This is a genomic window from Streptomyces sp. NPDC059909, assembly GCF_042730885.1.
In the GTDB taxonomy this organism is placed as follows: Bacteria; Actinomycetota; Actinomycetes; order Streptomycetales; family Streptomycetaceae; genus Streptomyces.
The window spans coordinates 15,828-31,042 of the sequence record NZ_JBHWKX010000059.1; the positions used below are offsets into that span (position 1 = coordinate 15,828).

12 protein-coding genes, 1 tRNA gene and 1 pseudogene are annotated in these 15,215 nt (G+C 72.4%); 8 read left to right on the forward strand and 6 right to left on the reverse strand.

Annotation, left to right across the window (positions count from 1 at the left end; all coding sequences use genetic code 11):
- Positions 1-200: 200 nt before the first annotated feature.
- From ACFV9O_RS30160 to ACFV9O_RS30175, 4 genes are all read right to left on the reverse strand, one after another.
- On the reverse strand, positions 201-1,868 hold the full coding sequence (locus ACFV9O_RS30160; RefSeq protein ID WP_385423341.1) for an acyl-CoA dehydrogenase family protein: 1,668 nt from the start codon (positions 1,866-1,868) through the stop codon (positions 201-203).
- Complete coding sequence (locus ACFV9O_RS30165) at positions 1,858-2,508, reverse strand: TetR/AcrR family transcriptional regulator (protein ID WP_385423343.1); 651 nt, start codon at positions 2,506-2,508, stop codon at positions 1,858-1,860. The genes ACFV9O_RS30160 and ACFV9O_RS30165 overlap by 11 nt, the downstream gene beginning before the upstream one ends.
- 115 nt (positions 2,509-2,623) lie before the next feature.
- A complete protein-coding gene (locus ACFV9O_RS30170; protein ID WP_385423345.1) occupies positions 2,624-3,082 on the reverse strand; it encodes a hypothetical protein in 459 nt (152 codons plus the stop codon).
- 240 nt (positions 3,083-3,322) lie between these two features.
- Positions 3,323-3,396 (reverse strand) — tRNA-Pro (locus ACFV9O_RS30175).
- Between the two features lie 218 nt (positions 3,397-3,614).
- Here ACFV9O_RS30175 and ACFV9O_RS30180 point away from each other — a divergent pair.
- From ACFV9O_RS30180 to ACFV9O_RS30195, 4 genes are all read left to right on the forward strand, one after another.
- Positions 3,615-4,103 carry a DUF309 domain-containing protein gene (locus ACFV9O_RS30180; RefSeq protein ID WP_385423347.1) on the forward strand — a complete coding sequence of 163 codons (489 nt, stop codon included), beginning with the start codon at positions 3,615-3,617 and terminating at the stop codon, positions 4,101-4,103.
- A gap of 131 nt (positions 4,104-4,234) precedes the next feature.
- Positions 4,235-4,666 (forward strand): SRPBCC domain-containing protein, encoded by a 432-nt coding sequence (locus tag ACFV9O_RS30185; protein ID WP_385423349.1) that lies wholly within the window; start codon positions 4,235-4,237, stop codon positions 4,664-4,666.
- A gap of 132 nt (positions 4,667-4,798) precedes the next feature.
- Positions 4,799-5,203, forward strand: a complete 405-nt coding sequence (locus ACFV9O_RS30190; protein WP_385423351.1) for a YciI family protein — start codon at positions 4,799-4,801, stop codon at positions 5,201-5,203.
- 90 nt (positions 5,204-5,293) lie between these two features.
- Positions 5,294-6,547, forward strand: coding sequence for an RNA polymerase sigma factor (locus ACFV9O_RS30195; protein WP_385423353.1), 1,254 nt, complete (start codon positions 5,294-5,296; stop codon positions 6,545-6,547).
- Here the strand turns inward: ACFV9O_RS30195 and ACFV9O_RS30200 are convergent.
- Positions 6,528-7,776 (reverse strand): annotated as a pseudogene (locus ACFV9O_RS30200) (MFS transporter). The gene ACFV9O_RS30195 and the pseudogene ACFV9O_RS30200 overlap by 20 nt on opposite strands.
- Before the next feature lie 60 nt (positions 7,777-7,836).
- On the opposite strand from ACFV9O_RS30200, the gene ACFV9O_RS30205 reads away from it, so the two are divergent.
- Positions 7,837-8,814: a winged helix-turn-helix domain-containing protein gene (locus tag ACFV9O_RS30205; RefSeq protein WP_385423355.1), complete on the forward strand. Its 978-nt coding sequence runs from the start codon at positions 7,837-7,839 to the stop codon at positions 8,812-8,814.
- Between the two features lie 46 nt (positions 8,815-8,860).
- Here ACFV9O_RS30205 and ACFV9O_RS30210 read toward each other — a convergent pair whose 3' ends face one another.
- Positions 8,861-9,280 carry a DoxX family protein gene (locus tag ACFV9O_RS30210; protein WP_385423357.1) on the reverse strand — a complete coding sequence of 140 codons (420 nt, stop codon included), beginning with the start codon at positions 9,278-9,280 and terminating at the stop codon, positions 8,861-8,863.
- Positions 9,281-9,852: 572 nt separating this feature from the next.
- On the opposite strand from ACFV9O_RS30210, the gene ACFV9O_RS30215 reads away from it, so the two are divergent.
- From ACFV9O_RS30215 to ACFV9O_RS30225, 3 genes are all read left to right on the forward strand, one after another.
- On the forward strand, positions 9,853-11,547 hold the full coding sequence (locus ACFV9O_RS30215) for a S8 family serine peptidase (protein ID WP_385423393.1): 1,695 nt from the start codon (positions 9,853-9,855) through the stop codon (positions 11,545-11,547).
- A gap of 192 nt (positions 11,548-11,739) precedes the next feature.
- The gene (locus tag ACFV9O_RS30220) at positions 11,740-14,736 is read left to right on the forward strand and encodes an AAA family ATPase (RefSeq protein WP_385423359.1); all 2,997 of its coding nucleotides are present in this window, start codon (positions 11,740-11,742) and stop codon (positions 14,734-14,736) included.
- A 225-nt stretch (positions 14,737-14,961) separates the two neighbouring features.
- Entirely contained in the window at positions 14,962-15,195 is a 234-nt protein-coding gene (locus tag ACFV9O_RS30225) for a hypothetical protein (RefSeq protein ID WP_385423361.1), read from the forward strand.
- Positions 15,196-15,215: the final 20 nt, after the last annotated feature.

The window sequence follows — 15,215 nt, forward strand, 5'->3', positions numbered from 1 at the left end:
CCGCACTCCCCGCTCTTCCCTTGCGGGGCGCTGGGCTCCAGCGTGAGTTCCTTGCTCCGGGCCCCCCCCCTTCCCCGCCGCCCGCGTCCCGGCAGTCCGGCCGGGGCTCTGGCTCCGGTGCCGGATCGGAGTCCCGTGCCGGCTCAGGCCCCGGTGCCGGTAGGGCTCAGGCTCGATCGTGGCCCAGGCTCGATCGTGGCTCAGGCTCCGGTGCCTGCGCCCGGCACGCGGGCGATGATCCCGGCCCGGTCGACGCCCGTCGGCAGCGTCCCGAAGGCGAGACCGTGGTCGCCGCCCAGCCGGGAGGCGCAGAACGCGTCGGCGACGGCGGCCGGGGCGTGGCGGACCAGGAGCGAGCCCTGGAGCACCAGCGCCATCCGCTCGACGAGCCACCGGGCACGCAGCTCCCTGTCCTCGCCCGGCCGCAGCTCGTCGCGGAGCCGCCGCCAGGCGTCGTCGAGGCGGGAGTCCGCACCGGCGGCGGCCGCGATCTCGGCGCCGAAGGCCTCCAGGGAGTCCGGCTCGCGCGTCAGCGCGCGCAGGACGTCCAGGGCGCCGACGTTGCCCGAGCCCTCCCAGATGCCGTTGAGCGGTGCGTCCCGGTAGAGCCTCGGCATGCCGGACTCCTCGACGTAGCCGTTGCCGCCCAGGCACTCCAGCGCCTCCGCGACCATCACCGGCTGGCGCTTGCACACCCAGTACTTGGCGACGGCCGTGGCCAGGCGCAGGAAGCTCCGCTCCTGGTCGTCGCCGCGCTGCGCCCGGTCGACCGCGCCCGCGACGCGCAGTGCCAGGGTCGTCGCGGCCTCGGACTCGATGGCGAGATCAGCGATGACATTGCGCATCAGCGGCTGGTCGATGAGTTTCGCACCGAACGCCGAGCGGTGACGCACATGATGGGAGGCGAGGGTGAGCGCGGTGCGCATCCCGGACGCGGAGCTGAGGATGCAGTCCAGGCGCGTCATGGTGACCATCTCGATGATGGTCCTGACCCCGCGCCCCTCGGGGCCGACCAGCCACGCCACGGTGTCGTCGAACTCCGGCTCGCTGCTGGCGTTCCCACGGTTGCCGAGCTTGTCCTTCAGCCGCTGGATCCGGAAGGTGTTGCGGCTGCCGTCCGGGAGGACGCGGGGAACGAGGAAGCACGACAGTCCGCCCGGCCCCTGGGAGGGGAACGCCTGGGCGAGGACGAGGAAGACATCGTTCATCGGTGCGCTGGTGAACCACTTGTGTCCGCGCAGCCGCCAGGTGCCGTCCGGCTGCGGGACGGCGACCGTGGTGTTGGCGCGTACGTCCGAGCCGCCCTGCTTCTCGGTCATGCCCATGCCGGCCAGCAGGCCTCGCTTGGCCTCGAGGGCACGCAGCCCGGGGTCGTACACCCGGCCGGTGAGCAGCGGCTCGTACGCGGCCGCCAACTCCGGGGCGTGCCGCAGGGCCGGGACGACGGCGTAGGTCATGGACACCGGGCACAGATGGCTCTGATCGGTGAAACCCCACACCATCAGTCCGGCGGCGCGCGCGACATGGGCGCCGGGCTTGTCCTCCGCCCAGGGCGTGCCGCCCAGGCCTTCGCGGATGGCCACGTCCATGAGGGCGTGGTACGAGGGGTGGAAGTCGACCTCGTCGATGCGGTTGCCGTACCGGTCATGGGTGCGCAGCACCGGCTCGTACCGGTTGGCCTCGTCCCCCCAGCGCCGCGCCTCCTCCGAACCGGCGAGCCGGCCCAGGCGGTGCAGGTCCTCCTCGTACCACTCGGCGCCCTCGTTCCGAACGCCCTCCAGCAGCACCGGGTCGTCCGCCACGTCGTACTCCACCAGGGGCGGCACCTGGTTGGTCACCTCATGGGTGTGTACGGGATCACTGCGCATCGGAGTCCTCCAACTCACGGGGCGGCGCGGCGGGCAGGGCGCCCGCGCAGCGCAGGGACATGGCGGCGAGCTCGGCGACCAGACGGTCGCCGTCGGCCCCCTCGGCAGGCCCGGACAGCGGATCGACGAGCACCTCACCGATCGCCCCGGTGAGCGCAGCGGCGGTGACCTCCGGGTCCTGCTCGGGCAGGAGACCGGCCGCGATGCCCTCGCGGACCACTTCGGCGAACATGCTGCGATAGCGCCGCCGGAACTCCAGCCGCTCGGACTCGACGGCGGGCTCGGACGGCGCGGCGAGCAGGGCGTACGCCACCCCCCGGCTCTCCAGGGCACGTCTCGCGAACACGGTCACGCCGTGCGTGAGCCGCTCGACGGGATCCCCGTCGCTGTCGCGCAGCACTTCTCCGAGCACCTCGGCCTCCCGCCCGGCAGCCCGGCGGAACACCTCCACGGCGAGCGCCGCCTTCGACGGAAAGTGCTGGTACACCGACCCGACCGACATGCCCGCCGCCGCGGCCACCGCGGTCACGGACGCCTGCGACCAGCCCACTTCGGCGACGACGGTGATCGCCTCGTCCACGAGCCGCTCACGGGCGGCGGTCAGCCGGTCCTGCACTGCGGGGGTCTTGCGATAGGCCATGGGAAGAAGTGAACCACCGTTCAGCACTTCACACCAGGGCCGGCCTGTCACAGAAGAACGGGCCCGGCGCTGAGCCGGGCCCGTGGCCTGTTGTTCCTGCATCACCGGCGAGTGGTCACCGACCGCCGCCGCCGCGACCGCCACCGTCACCGCCGCGACCGCCGCCGTCGCCACCGCGACCGCCGCCGTCGCCACCGCGATCACCACCGCGACCACCGCCGTCGCCACCGCGATCACCACCGCGATCACCGTTGCGATCGCCGTTGCCACCACGCCCGTTGTCGTCGTAGCCGTTGCCACCACGCCCGTTGTCGTCGTAGTAGCCACCACGCCCGTTGTCGTCGTCGTAGTAGTAGTAGCCGTAGTAGCCGTGGTCGCGGTCGTCGTAATACCCGTAACCGTAGTAGTAGTCGTCGTCGCAGTAGTAGCGGTCCTCCCAACCGCTGTACCACCAGTGGGAACAGCCGTGGTAGTCCCTGACCTCACTGGACGCAGTTGCCTCACCGACGGGAATCACGCCGATGGCAAGCCCTGCGGCTACTGCGGAAACCGCGGCAACGATCTTTCGGCGCATTTTCATGCACCTCCGAGCAAATGGTTGCAATTCGGACTTCCAGCTTGTTTCCACCCTCCTCCCCCACTGGCCCGATGTCAACGAAAGGGCGGAGGGGCGGACGATGTGCCAGGGAGGGGACTTGAACCCGAACCATTCGGGCATTCAGTCCAACTCGGGGCCTCGAAAAAGAACCTTGGAAACGGTTGAGGGGCCGTGCCGGAGAATTCCGACACGACCCCTGACCTGCGACTTCGCAAGTCGGGACGACAGGATTTGAACCTGCGACCCCTTGACCCCCAGTCAAGTGCGCTACCAAGCTGCGCCACGTCCCGATGCGCGGACCGTCAGGGCTGGCCCCGGCCGAGCGCGCAGGAAAACACTACCGCACTCCACGACCAGGATGAACGCGCGGCCCTGCTCGGCGCGGACCGTCAGGGCGCGTCGCGCACGGGCAGCCTGACCCGGTGTCATCCAGGGCGGGGACGCGGTCGGTTCGAGCGGGCGGGGGCATCGGTCTGACAGGCCCCGTCGGGCGAGTGACAATCGGGGCGTGAACAGTACGCCGAGGGACCGGGACGACGACGGCAGAGCTCGCAGCGCGCGACCGCGCGACGGGCTGGGGCGCCCGCTCCCGTACGGGGAGAAGGGTGTGGAACGTCAGCCGGAGGGCGTGGTCCGCACTCCGGACGAGACGCTCGTGGAGGCCCAGCGACTGCTGGACGCGGGCATGCCGTTCCATGCGCACGAGGTGCTGGAAGACGCCTGGAAGTCCGGTCCGGAGGCGGAACGTGGGCTGTGGCGTGGTCTTGCGCAGCTCGCGGTGGGACTGACGCACGCCGCCCGCGGCAACGCCACGGGCGGCGCGGCGCTGCTGGCGCGCGGCGCGGAGTCCATCGGGCCCTACGTCTCGGCGATGCCGTACGGAATCGACGTGGCGGGGCTCACCCGTTGGGCCGGCGCGCTCTCCGACGAGTTGAGGCGGGAGGGAGCCGTCGTCCCGGCGGCGGACCGTGCTCCCCGGCTGCGGGCCGGCCGCTGACCTTCGTGGCCGGCCGGTTCAGCCCCTGGTCGCGTGATCGCCTCGGCATGTCCGGCGCGGGAAGGAGCACCGGCTCGCGTCCCCGTGGCACGCTGAGGCGCCGATGATCCCGGGCCGCCGCTGGAGTCTCGATGACGAGCCTTGTGTTTGACCTGTACGTTCGTGCCACGCCCCAGCAGGTCTGGGACGCGCTGACCGATCCGGCGATCGTCCCGCGCTGGCGCTTCGGGATGACCTTCCGGACCGACTGGCAGGCGGGCTCCGTGCTCACCACCCGCTCCCCGGACGGCGAGGGCAGCGTGCAGCAGGCGGTGCCCGGGCAGCATCTGTCCTACGACTGGCGCCAGACCGGCGAGCCGGACCTGAACGGAGGCCGGCCGTCCGTCGTGTCCTTCGATCTGGAGCCGATGGGCGAGGTGACGCATCTGAACGTGGTGCACGGCGGGCTGGACCCCGAGGGCGAGTTCCTCAGGATCGTGAAACCGGGCTGGCCGATGCTGCTGTCCAGTCTGAAGAGCCTGATCGAGACGGGCGAGCCGCTGCACTTCCCGAAGGTGGACTGACCGCAAGAGCCCGGATCCGGTCCCGAGAAAAATCTTGTCGAAAAGGTCCGCCGGGATGTCGAAATCGCGGCGCGTGCTTCTACCTACCCATGAGAGCGCCACGAGGGCGCCCGACAGGACAAGGAGCGGACCATGAAGTACATGCTGCTGATGCAGTTCAGCGAGGCGAGCGTCGACTTCCCGCGGATCGACACCTGGACGCCGGAGGAGGTCCAGGCGCACATCACCTTCATGCACGATGCCAACAAGAAGATCGCCGAGGCCGGTGAGCGCGTCGACGCCCAGGGCCTGGCCATGCCGGAGGCCGCCAAGATCGTACGGGCAGGGGCCGAGGGGGGCGCGCCGGTGGTGACCGAGGGTCCGTTCCCGGAGACCAAGGAGTTCCTGGCCGGCTACTGGATCGTGGACTGCGAGACTCCGGAACGGGCGGTCGAGCTGGCCGCGTTCGTCTCGGCGGCGCCCGGGCCCGGCGGGGCTCCGCTGAACATGCCGATCGAGGTGCGCCAGGTGATGACCGCACCGGCACAGGAGCTGTGAGCGGCACCGACCGGATGCGCTGAAACCATCGGAGCCACCGGAACTGGGGGAACCACCGGAGCCATGGGAGTTGCGGGAACCACCGGAGCCATGGAAGCCGACCGGACCGCCGAGGGCCTGCTGCGCGAGCTGGCGCCGCAGGTCGTCGGCGTGCTCACGCGGCGCTTCGGTGACTTCGACACGGCCGAGGACGCCGTACAGGAAGCGCTGCTTGCGGCTGCCGTGCAGTGGCCGCAGGAGGGGCTGCCGCGCAATCCGCGGGGCTGGCTGATCCAGGTCGCGAGCCGGCGGATGACCGAGCAGGTGCGCAGCGAGCAGGCCCGGCGGCGCCGGGAGGACCTCGCCGCGCAGCGGGAGCCTGCGGACCGGCTCATCGCTCCGGCGGCGGACAGCGGCGACAGTACCGATCAGGACGACACCCTCACGCTGCTGTTCATGTGCTGTCACCCTGCCCTCACGCCGTCGGCGGCGATCGCGCTCACCCTGCGGTCGGTGGGAGGACTCACGACGGCCGAGATCGCGCGTGCGTTCATGGTGCCGGACGCCACGATGGCGCAGCGGATCAGCCGTGCGAAGCAGCGCATCAAGTCGTCGGGGGTGCCGTTCCGGATGCCGGACGAGGACGATCGGCAGCGCCGACTGGACGCGGTCCTGCACGTCCTCTACCTCGTCTTCAGCGAGGGGTACGCGGCCGGCGGCGGCCGGGAGCTGCAGCGTGTCGAGCTGTCCGTGGAAGCGATCCGGCTGACCAGGGCGCTGCACCGGCTGCTCCCCAAGGACAGCGAGGTCGCCGGGCTGCTGGCGCTGATGCTGCTCAACCACGCCAGGAGCGCGGCGCGCACCGGACCGGGCGGCGAGCTGGTCCCGCTCGCCGAGCAGGACCGGAGTCTGTGGGACGCCGGCGCCGTCGCCGAGGGCGTCGCGCTGATCACCGAAGCCCTGCCCAGGGGCCGGCTCGGCCCCTATCAGGTGCAGGCCGCCGTCGCCGCCGTGCACGACGAGGCGAGGACGGTCGAGGAGACCGACTGGCAGCAGATCCTGGCGCTGTACGGGGTGCTGGAGCAGCTCTCGGACAATCCGTTCTACTCGCTCAACCGCGCGGTGGCGGCAGCCATGGTCCATGGCCCCGATGCGGGTCTGCGTCTCGTGGACGCCCTTGAGGCGGACCCACGGCTGACGGGCCATTACCGGCTTCATGTCGTGCGAGCACACCTTCTCGAGATGGCCGGCGAACGCGAGGCGGCCGTCGAGAACTACCGCGCCGCCGCAAGCCGAACGCCGAGCCTGCCGGAGCGGCACTATCTGACGATACGGGCCGCCCGGCTCAGCGAGCCGGGGCGTTGACGGAGCCGTCCGCCGGGCGGCCGGGTCCCCCTGCCGCGCCGTGCCCGCCGGCTCGGCCTTTCCCTCCGTGTCCGTCGGCCCGCAGCCCCGGCGCCAGGGCCAGCGTGACCGCGACCGACGCCACGGCCATCACCGCCATCGCCGTCGCGGGCGACGTGTACTGCGCTACGGCTCCCGCGACCGCTGCGCCGACACCCTGCATGGTGAGCATGCCGGACGTGTGCAGTCCGAGGGCGTGCCCGCTCAACTCCCCCCGGGGTCAGGGCCATCAGCCGCTCCTGCAGAAGCAGGCTCGCCGCGAACCCCACCGAGGCCAGCGCGACGGCCGCCATCGCCACCGGCAGCGCGGGCCGCAGGGCGAAGACCAGGTACGGGGCGGCGAGCAGCAGACGCAGCGGGGCACCGAGCCACCCCCGCCACCGGCGCGGCACGAACCGCCCGACCACCGTGTCCCCGACGAGCATGCCGAGCGCGGCAGCCGCGAAAAGGAGTCCGGCGTGCGTGGTCGCGTACGCGACGAACAGGGCTTCGCAGCCCACGATCAACCCGTTGGGCACCCAGAGGGCGAGGTACACGCAGCGGCGCGGCCTGGAAGACCACAGCAGCGCGTTGTTCCGCCAGGTCTCGGCGATCGACGGCCTCCCGGCGGCCCGCGGCGCGCGCCGCCCGAGACCGAACCGGGCGACGGCCGCGGCAGCTACGTACAGAGCCGCGCCCGCGAGGAGCGTGCCGCGCGGCGAGAGCACGGTCACGAGCACACCGCCGGCCGCGTACCCGCAGATCTGCATCGCGCCGACGGACATGTTCAGGACGGACCGGCCGATCAGATAACCGTCCGTCGTGAGGATCTCGTTGAGCAGGCCGCCTCGCACACCGCCGCCGACGGCCGCGAGCGTCCCGAGGCCGCCGAGGACCACGAAGACGGCCCACACGGGCAGCCCCGGGACGGCCATCGCCGCGGTGCCCAGTCCGAAGACCAGCGCCAGTGCGGTCAGCGCGGCGCGCGGGGGCAGCCGGTCGGCCGCGGACAGCAGCGTCGTCGCCCCGATCACCTGGGCGAGCGAGGGACCGAACATGGCCAGGGCCGAGAGCAGGGGCGAGTCGGTCGCCGCGTACACGAGCGTCCCCATGGCCAGACCGCTCACCGTCGAAGCCGCGATCTGTGTGGTGGTGTTCAGGAAGAGCGGGACGAACTCCGGTACCCGGAACAGTTCTCGGTAGGTGCGCATGGCCCGCAGTCTCGGGGCCCCGGGCCGGCGGGCATTATTGTTTCGCGGGGAGGCGAAACGATGGGGTGGTGGCGGATCAGTGCGGACACGCTGGCGGGCAGCCGCTTCGCCCTCTCACCGCTGGCCGAGGCCACGGCGAGCCTGATCGCCCTGGAACGGGGCACGGCCGCGCATCCCGGCCGGCGGACCTGGCTCGACACCCATCTGCCCGCGTACCGCGAGCGGTTGGCGGACGATCCGGTCACCGCGCTGCTCGTACGCGCGGCGCTGGGGCGCCGCTGGATCGCCGACTTCCTCACGCCCGCTCCGACGGGCGAGCCCGAGCCGGCATTCGAGAAGGAGCTGGCGCGGATACACGACGCGCCCGTCGCGGCCGTCCGGGCGGACCTTGAGGTGGCGCTGGGCGGCGGCCCGCTGCCCGGCCTGCTGCACCACCGCTCCGATCTCGCCCGGCGTGCGGCGGACCTGGTGGAATGGGTGTGGACCGAGACAGTGCTGCCGTACTGGCCGCGGCGCCGGCGGATCATCGAGGCCGATGTCGTCGCGCGGACGGGACAAGTGAGCCAGGGCGGGTGGGCCGCGGCGCTCGCGGACATGCGCCCGGGCATGCACTGGCTCGGCGAGGGCCGCCTGCAGATCAACACGCAGGACAACCCGCCGCGTGAGATCGCCGGGGCGGACCTGCTGTTCGTCCCGGTCACCCCGCGCACCGGCTGGGTCGCCTGGGACCAGCCGCACCGGTACGCCGTGGTGTACCCGTGCTCGGGCGAGCTGGCCGAGCCGGAGCGTGCACCGGTGCCCGAGTCGCTGGGCCGGCTGCTCGGACCCGCCCGGGCGGGCGTCCTCGTGCTCCTCGGCACGCCGAAGAGCACGACGCAGCTGGTGGCCCTGACCGGTCAGGGCCTGGGGTCGGTGGGACGCCATCTCAAGGTGCTGTACGAGTCCGGGCTGATCCGGCGGCGGCGCGCCGGGCGGTCGGTGCTGTACTACCGGACCGCCGCCGGCGAGGTCCTCGTGCAGGCCGCGGCGAACGCCTGAGCCGCACCGATCCCGTCGGCCCCGGTCAGCTGATGTGGAAGACGAGTCAGCTGATGTGGAAGAGCGGTCCGGTGAGGGTCAGGCCGAGGTCGTGACCGACGTACGAGAAGAACGCGAGCAGCGCCAGTGCGGCTCCGCCCAGTGCCACGTCCTTCAGGAACGTGATCTGCTCCTGTTGGCGGGTCTGGGGATCGCTCTCCTTCCAGAAGCCGTGCATGAGTACGGCAGTCGGGAAGAGGAAGACGGCGAGCAGCAGACAACCCAGATCCGCCCAGACGCCGAACGCGATGCCGAGCCCTGCGGCAAGGAGCAGCAGGCCGCTCAGAACAGTTGCCGGGACGGGGGCGGGGATGCCCTTTGCGGCGGCGTACTCGCCCATGGCCTTGCTCTGGGTGAGATGCCCCACCGCCGAGAAGACGAACAACAGAGCGAAGAGAATGCGTCCAATCAGCACCAGGACATCCATCGCGGCCTCCCGGAATCGGAGCGATCGGCTTACCTTCATTTTCCCACTCCGCGCTGCCTCCAGTCCTGGCTCCGGACTCCGGGGAGGGGAACGCCGCGGTGCGGGCGGAACGAGGCGGGACCGGGGCGGAACCGGGCGGGACCGGGGCGGTCCCCCCGCGACCCCTCTCACGGCGACAAGGGTTTTCCCCGTATCGGGTTCATCTCGCCGTTCCCTACTGTCTGCCGCACCGGCGATTCCCGGCCTCTGACACGTAGCTGTCAGGTGCATGTAAACACTGGGTTTCGTCCGGTGACGGCTCTTGACCAGGGGCCGTCGCGCCGGCGGCGGCGCGCGGGCGACCCGGCCCGGGGAACCGTGGATCGCACCCCCACACCGCACCACGGTTCCCGCGCCGCCCGTCAGCGCTCCGCAGCGTCTTGAAAGGGAACACCTTGAACGGTTCCGGACGGAGACTCATATCCGTCGTGGCCGCGACGGCCACGATCATGAGTGTCGCCGCCACCTCCGCCGTGGCGCTCGCCGCCGCCCCGGCGGACCCCTCGCCGAAGCCCGCTCCTGCTTCGCAGTCGATGACCACCCCGCCGGCCGCCCCGGTCGAGAAGGTCATCGTGACCTACAAGTCCAAGGCCGCAGAGGCCAGTTCCAACGCGGCGGCGAAGACCGACGCCGCGGCCAAGGGCGCCGAGACCGGCGAGAGCCTGTCCTTCGAGCGCCGGCTCGCCGGCGGTGCCGCCCTCGTCGACCTCGGGGAGGAGGCGTCCAAGAAGGACCTGACCGAGGTCATGGACGCGTTCCGCGCCGACCCCTCGGTGGCGTCCGTGGAGCCGGACATCCGTGCCTACGCGATGGCCGTCACACCGAACGACACCGAGTACACCAAGCAGTGGGACCTCTTCGAGGCCACGGGCGGCATGAACGTCCCGGGCGCCTGGGACAAGTCCACCGGCAGCGGTGTCACCGTGGCCGTCATCGACACCGGCTACGCCGCCCACTCGGACCTGGCCGCCAACGTCGTCTCCGGCTACGACTTCATCTCGACGTCCGCCGACGCCCGTGACGGCAACGGCCGCGACGCGGACGCCAAGGACGAGGGCGACTGGAACGCCACCGACGGGGAGTGCGGCACCGGTTCCAAGGCGAGCAACTCGTCCTGGCACGGTACGCACGTCGCGGGCACCATCGCGGCGACGACCCACAACAGCAAGGGCGTCGCGGGCATCGCGTACAACGCGAAGATCCAGCCGGTGCGCGTGCTCGGCAAGTGCGGCGGCTCGTCGTCGGACATCGCCGACGCGATCACCTGGGCGTCGGGCGGCAGCGTCCCGGGCGTCGCGGCCAACCCGACCCCGGCGAAGGTCATCAACCTGAGCCTCGGCGGCGCCAGCTCCACCTGCCCGAGCGTCTACCAGAACGCCATCAACGGCGCGGTCTCCCGCGGTACGACGGTCGTCGTCGCGGCGGGCAACAGCAACGCCAACGCGTCGGGCTTCACCCCCGCCAACTGCGCCAACATCATCAACGTGGCGTCGACCAGCCGCGAGGGCAACCGCTCCTTCTACTCGAACTACGGCAGCATCGTCGACGTCGCCGCGCCCGGCGGTGAGACCCGTCGCGCGACCGACACGCCCGGCACCGTCACCACGCCCGAGAACGGCATCCTCTCCACGCTGAACTCCGGCACCACCACCCAGGCGGCCGAGAACTACAAGCCCTACCAGGGCACTTCGATGGCGGCCCCGCACATCGCCGGTCTCGCCGCCCTGCTCGAGTCGGCCAAGCCGGCGCTGACCCCGGCCGAGATCGAGTCCGCGATCAAGGCCAACGCCCGTCCGCTGCCGGGCACCTGCACCGGTGGCTGCGGCGCCGGTATCGCCGATGCGACGAAGACCGTGAACGCCGTCACCGGCACCACCCCGGGGGGGACGACGTTCACCAACGGGACGAATGTCACGATCGGCGATCTGTCGACCGTTTCGTCCTCGATCTCCGTCACCGGACTCACCGGCAACGCCCCCGCCGCCCTCAAGGTCGACGTGGACATCAAGCACACCTGGCGCGGTGACCTGGTGATCGACCTCATCGCCCCGGACGGCACCGTTCGCAACCTGAAGGCCTCCTCCGGCTCGGACAGCGCCGACAACGTCCTCGCGACGTACACCGTCGACGCATCCAGCGAGGTCGCCAACGGCACGTGGAAGCTGCAGGTCCGCGACGTGGCCTCGGGTGACACCGGCTATATCGACACCTGGAGTCTCACGTTCTGAGACGGTCGTAGATCGGCATCATCGCTGGTCAGGGGCGCGTTCGCGGACACGTGACGCGGGCGCGCCCCGCTACCGCCCCGGTCCAGACCTGTCCGAATGCCGGACAAGGGGCCTGGACTGGGGCGATGTGCTTCGTATTCTCTGCTCGAACGGGCAGGGGGCCCGCGCACGCCGGAAGGTGGTGGTGGGCACGTGACGTCGGCGGACTACCTCCCGCTACGCCCTGCGGGCGTGGGGGGAGCGCCGGTCGGCAGGGCCGACCTTCTCGCCCGGCTCGACCGGGTCCTGCACACGCGCGGACGCGCCTTGCTCACGGGCCCTGCGGGCGTCGGCAAGACGGAACTCGCCCTCGCCACCGCGGCCCGCGCCGAGTCCCACGGCGACACGGTCCTGTGGCTGGCCACGCTCCCTGTCGACCGGGCGATACCCGGCGCGGTGGCGGCCGCGCTGGTGGCCGCCGTCCGCTCGTCCGTCACCTGGCCACGGCCGGGAGCCGGCCGGCCGGGCGGCTCCCTCGGTGACGAACCGCCGGGCGGACCCGGCGGTTCCGGTGGCACCGGGCGGCCCGCCGGCCCGGGCGGGTCCGGGGGGCCCGGTCCCGGTCCGATCGGCGGGACGCCCGCGGCGTACGACGTGTTCGACGGGCTGCCCGGCCCCCAGCGCAGCGCCGTCGCCATGCTGTGCCGCGAGGCGCCGATACCCGAGGGCGGCTGGGACCCCATCGCGCTGCGACTGGCCCTCGCGCAGATCCTGCGTACGCTCACCGCGCGCGGACCCGTCCTGCTCGTCGTCGACGGCGTCCAGCGCATGGACGCCGACAGCGCCGATCTGCTGCGGTTCGCCCTGCATCTCGCGCCGCCCGCGCTGCGGGTGATCGCCGTCGAGACCCCGGAGACGTACGGACCGCAGGCGTACGGACCCCAGGCGTACGGACCCGACGCGGACGCGAACGGCGGCCCCGAGCCGCTGTGGGTACCGTCCGAGGCGGACGTCCTCAACGTGGCACCGCTGCACGCCGACGAGATCGCCGAACTCCTCATCCACCACCGGCTGCCGTCCCGGATGGCCGGCCGGATCCACCGCGCGAGTGGCGGCAATCCGCGCCTCGCGCTCGCCGTCGGCCGCTCCCTGGCCGACGCCCGGACACCCGTCCACCACGCCGAGGCGCTGACCCTGTCGGGCCGCGCCCGCGACCTCGCGCGGCAGTTGCTCGGCACCGTGTCGCCGTCGGTGCGCGGCACGCTGCTGTGGGCGGCGCTCGCCCTGCGCCCGACGGCGTCGCTGGTCCGCCGTGCGGGCCGACCCACCGCAGAGGCCGATCTCGCGGCGGCCGAGCGGGCCGGGCTGATCTCGCTCACCGAGGACGGCACGGTGGCCTTCACGGCCGGCGTGCTGCCGTCGACACTCGTCCACGACGCCTGCTGGATCGAGCGCAGCAAGGGACATGCGGCGCTCGCACGGGTCGTGGACGACCCCGTGGAGGAGGTACGGCACCGGGCGCTGGCCACCGACATCCCCGACGAGCGGCTGGCCGCCGAGGTCGCGGCGGCCGCGGACACCGCCCGCCGTCGCGGCAACAGCGCGCTGGCAGCCGAACTCGCCCTGCTCGCCGCCGAGTCCACCCCCGTCCGCCACGGTACGCAGCGGATCGCCCGGCTCGTGGACGCCGCCCAGGAGGCCGCTCGGGCTGCCCGCGCCGACCTGGCGATGCGCGCCGCGACGGATCTCCTCGCCCGTGACGCGTCACCGGCCGACCGGGTGCGGGCGCGGCTGGCGGTGCTGGACACTGCCGGTCAGGGGCTGACGGGCCTGGACGAGATCTATGTGCACGCCATGGAGGACTCGGAGGGCGACACGGCGCTGCGGGCGGCCGTCCAGCTCCGGCTGGCCGTGAAGTACGTACTGGCCGACGGCGATCCGGTACGTTCCCGTGCGGCCGCCGTCGAGTCGGTGGCACTCGCCTCGTCGGTCGGCGACCGGATGACGACGGCCAAGGCGCTGACCGTCCAGGCGCGCATGGAACGGGTTCTGGGCTCACCGGACGCCGATCGGGTGCTCGCCGAGGCGCGGGCCCTCGAAAAGGTCGAGCGTCCGCTCGGGATCCGCAACGCGGCCCAGATCCTTACGATCCGTCACGCACTCTTCGACGACCGGCTCGCCGACGCTCGCGACCAGCTGGGTGCCCTGCTGCCGCTGGTCGAGCGGCGCGGTCCGGTCGAGGACGCCATCGAGCTGTTCCGCACGCTCGCGGAGGTCGAGGCCCGGCAGGGCCAGTGCGCGGCGGCGCTCTCGCACGCCGGTCGGTCGCTCGCGCTGACGCTGGAGGCGGGCCTCTCCCCCGGCCCGGCCTGGTACGCGCTGGCCCTCGCCGAGACCGCGGGCGGCAGCTTCGCGCGCGCCGCCAGCTATGCGCGGCGCAGCGCCCAGGCCTCCGAGGAGGAGGGCGACCACGTCTTCCTCTCCCGCAGCCTGTACGCACTCGGCCGGGTCCAGCTCGTCACGGGTGATGTGGCGAACGCCCTGGACACCCTGCGCCGCGTCCAGTCCGGCGAACGCGCCCAGGCGACCGTCGACCCCTCCATGCTGCGCTGGCACGAGGAACTGGCCGAGGCGCTGCTCGCGAACGACGCCCCGGAGGAGGCGGCGGCCCTGCTCGCCGGCGTCCGCCCGGTCGCGGAACGCCTCGGCCGTACGACCGTGCTGCTGGGCTGCGACCGGGCGTACGCGCTGTACCTGGCGGCGAGCGGAAAGCCCGACGAGGCCGCCGGGCTGCTGACGGAGACCGCCGAGGCCTTCGGCGCTGCGGGCCTGCCGCTGGAGCGCGGCCGGGCGCTGGTGGCGCTCGCCCGCGTGGAGCGGCGCCGCCGACGGCGGTCCGCGGCGCAGAACGCGCTGCAGGCCGCGGCCGCGATGTTCGAACGGGCGGGTGCGGCGCCCTGGCTGGGGCTGGCCAAGGAGACGCCGGCCGGCGCTCCCGAACCCGCCCCGGCGGCCCGCGGCGGCGCTCTGTCCGCCCTCACGGAGGCGGAGCTGCGCCTCGCCCAGCTGGTCGGCCAGGGAGCCAGCAACCAGGAGGCGGCGGCCAAGCTGTATCTGAGCGTGAAGACCGTCGAGGCCCGGCTGACCCGTATCTACCAGAAGCTGGACGTCCGTTCGCGGGCCCAGCTGGCGGCGGCGCTGAACGCCTGACCGCCCGGCCGCGGCCACTCCGGCGGACGGGCCCACGGCCGGCTGAGGCGTGGCCCACCGCCGGGAGCACCGTTCCCGGCCTGCGAGGCCCCACCCCCGGCGGTACGATCACTGTACGTAGTGACGCGGACGGCTCCGCGGACGGACGGCTCCGCAGCCGCACGGCCGTGCCGACGTGCGCCCGAGGGACCGACGGCTCCGCAGCGGTCGCCGAGGAGGTGGGCGATGGTCGGGAACACCATTGACTTCACCGACGAGCGGGCTCCCTGCGGCCGGATCGTCGACGGGCTGCGCTATCAGGAGAACGACGCGGCCGGGCTGGTCCTCGACGAGGTGACCTACGCCTGCGGCTGCCGCCGGACACGTCATGAGTTCCATGACGGCAGCGTGCAGGTCAGGACCGTCCGTCATGACGGCACCGTCCTCCAGGACGAGCACAGCGCCGAGCACGAAGGCTGATCCGACCCGGACACCGGGGT

Bases quoted from the DNA above. Each gene is read 5' to 3' on its own strand.
- ACFV9O_RS30160 (WP_385423341.1), bottom strand. From the start codon at position 1,868: ATGCGCAGTGATCCCGTACACACCCATGAGGTGACCAACCAGGTGCCG.
- ACFV9O_RS30165 (WP_385423343.1), bottom strand. From the start codon at position 2,508: ATGGCCTATCGCAAGACCCCCGCAGTGCAGGACCGGCTGACCGCCGCC.
- ACFV9O_RS30170 (WP_385423345.1), bottom strand. From the start codon at position 3,082: ATGCGCCGAAAGATCGTTGCCGCGGTTTCCGCAGTAGCCGCAGGGCTT.
- ACFV9O_RS30185 (WP_385423349.1), top strand. From the start codon at position 4,235: ATGACGAGCCTTGTGTTTGACCTGTACGTTCGTGCCACGCCCCAGCAG.
- ACFV9O_RS30190 (WP_385423351.1), top strand. From the start codon at position 4,799: ATGAAGTACATGCTGCTGATGCAGTTCAGCGAGGCGAGCGTCGACTTC.
- ACFV9O_RS30195 (WP_385423353.1), top strand. From the start codon at position 5,294: ATGGAAGCCGACCGGACCGCCGAGGGCCTGCTGCGCGAGCTGGCGCCG.
- ACFV9O_RS30205 (WP_385423355.1), top strand. From the start codon at position 7,837: ATGGGGTGGTGGCGGATCAGTGCGGACACGCTGGCGGGCAGCCGCTTC.
- ACFV9O_RS30210 (WP_385423357.1), bottom strand. From the start codon at position 9,280: ATGGATGTCCTGGTGCTGATTGGACGCATTCTCTTCGCTCTGTTGTTC.
- ACFV9O_RS30215 (WP_385423393.1), top strand. From the start codon at position 9,853: ATGACCACCCCGCCGGCCGCCCCGGTCGAGAAGGTCATCGTGACCTAC.
- ACFV9O_RS30225 (WP_385423361.1), top strand. From the start codon at position 14,962: ATGGTCGGGAACACCATTGACTTCACCGACGAGCGGGCTCCCTGCGGC.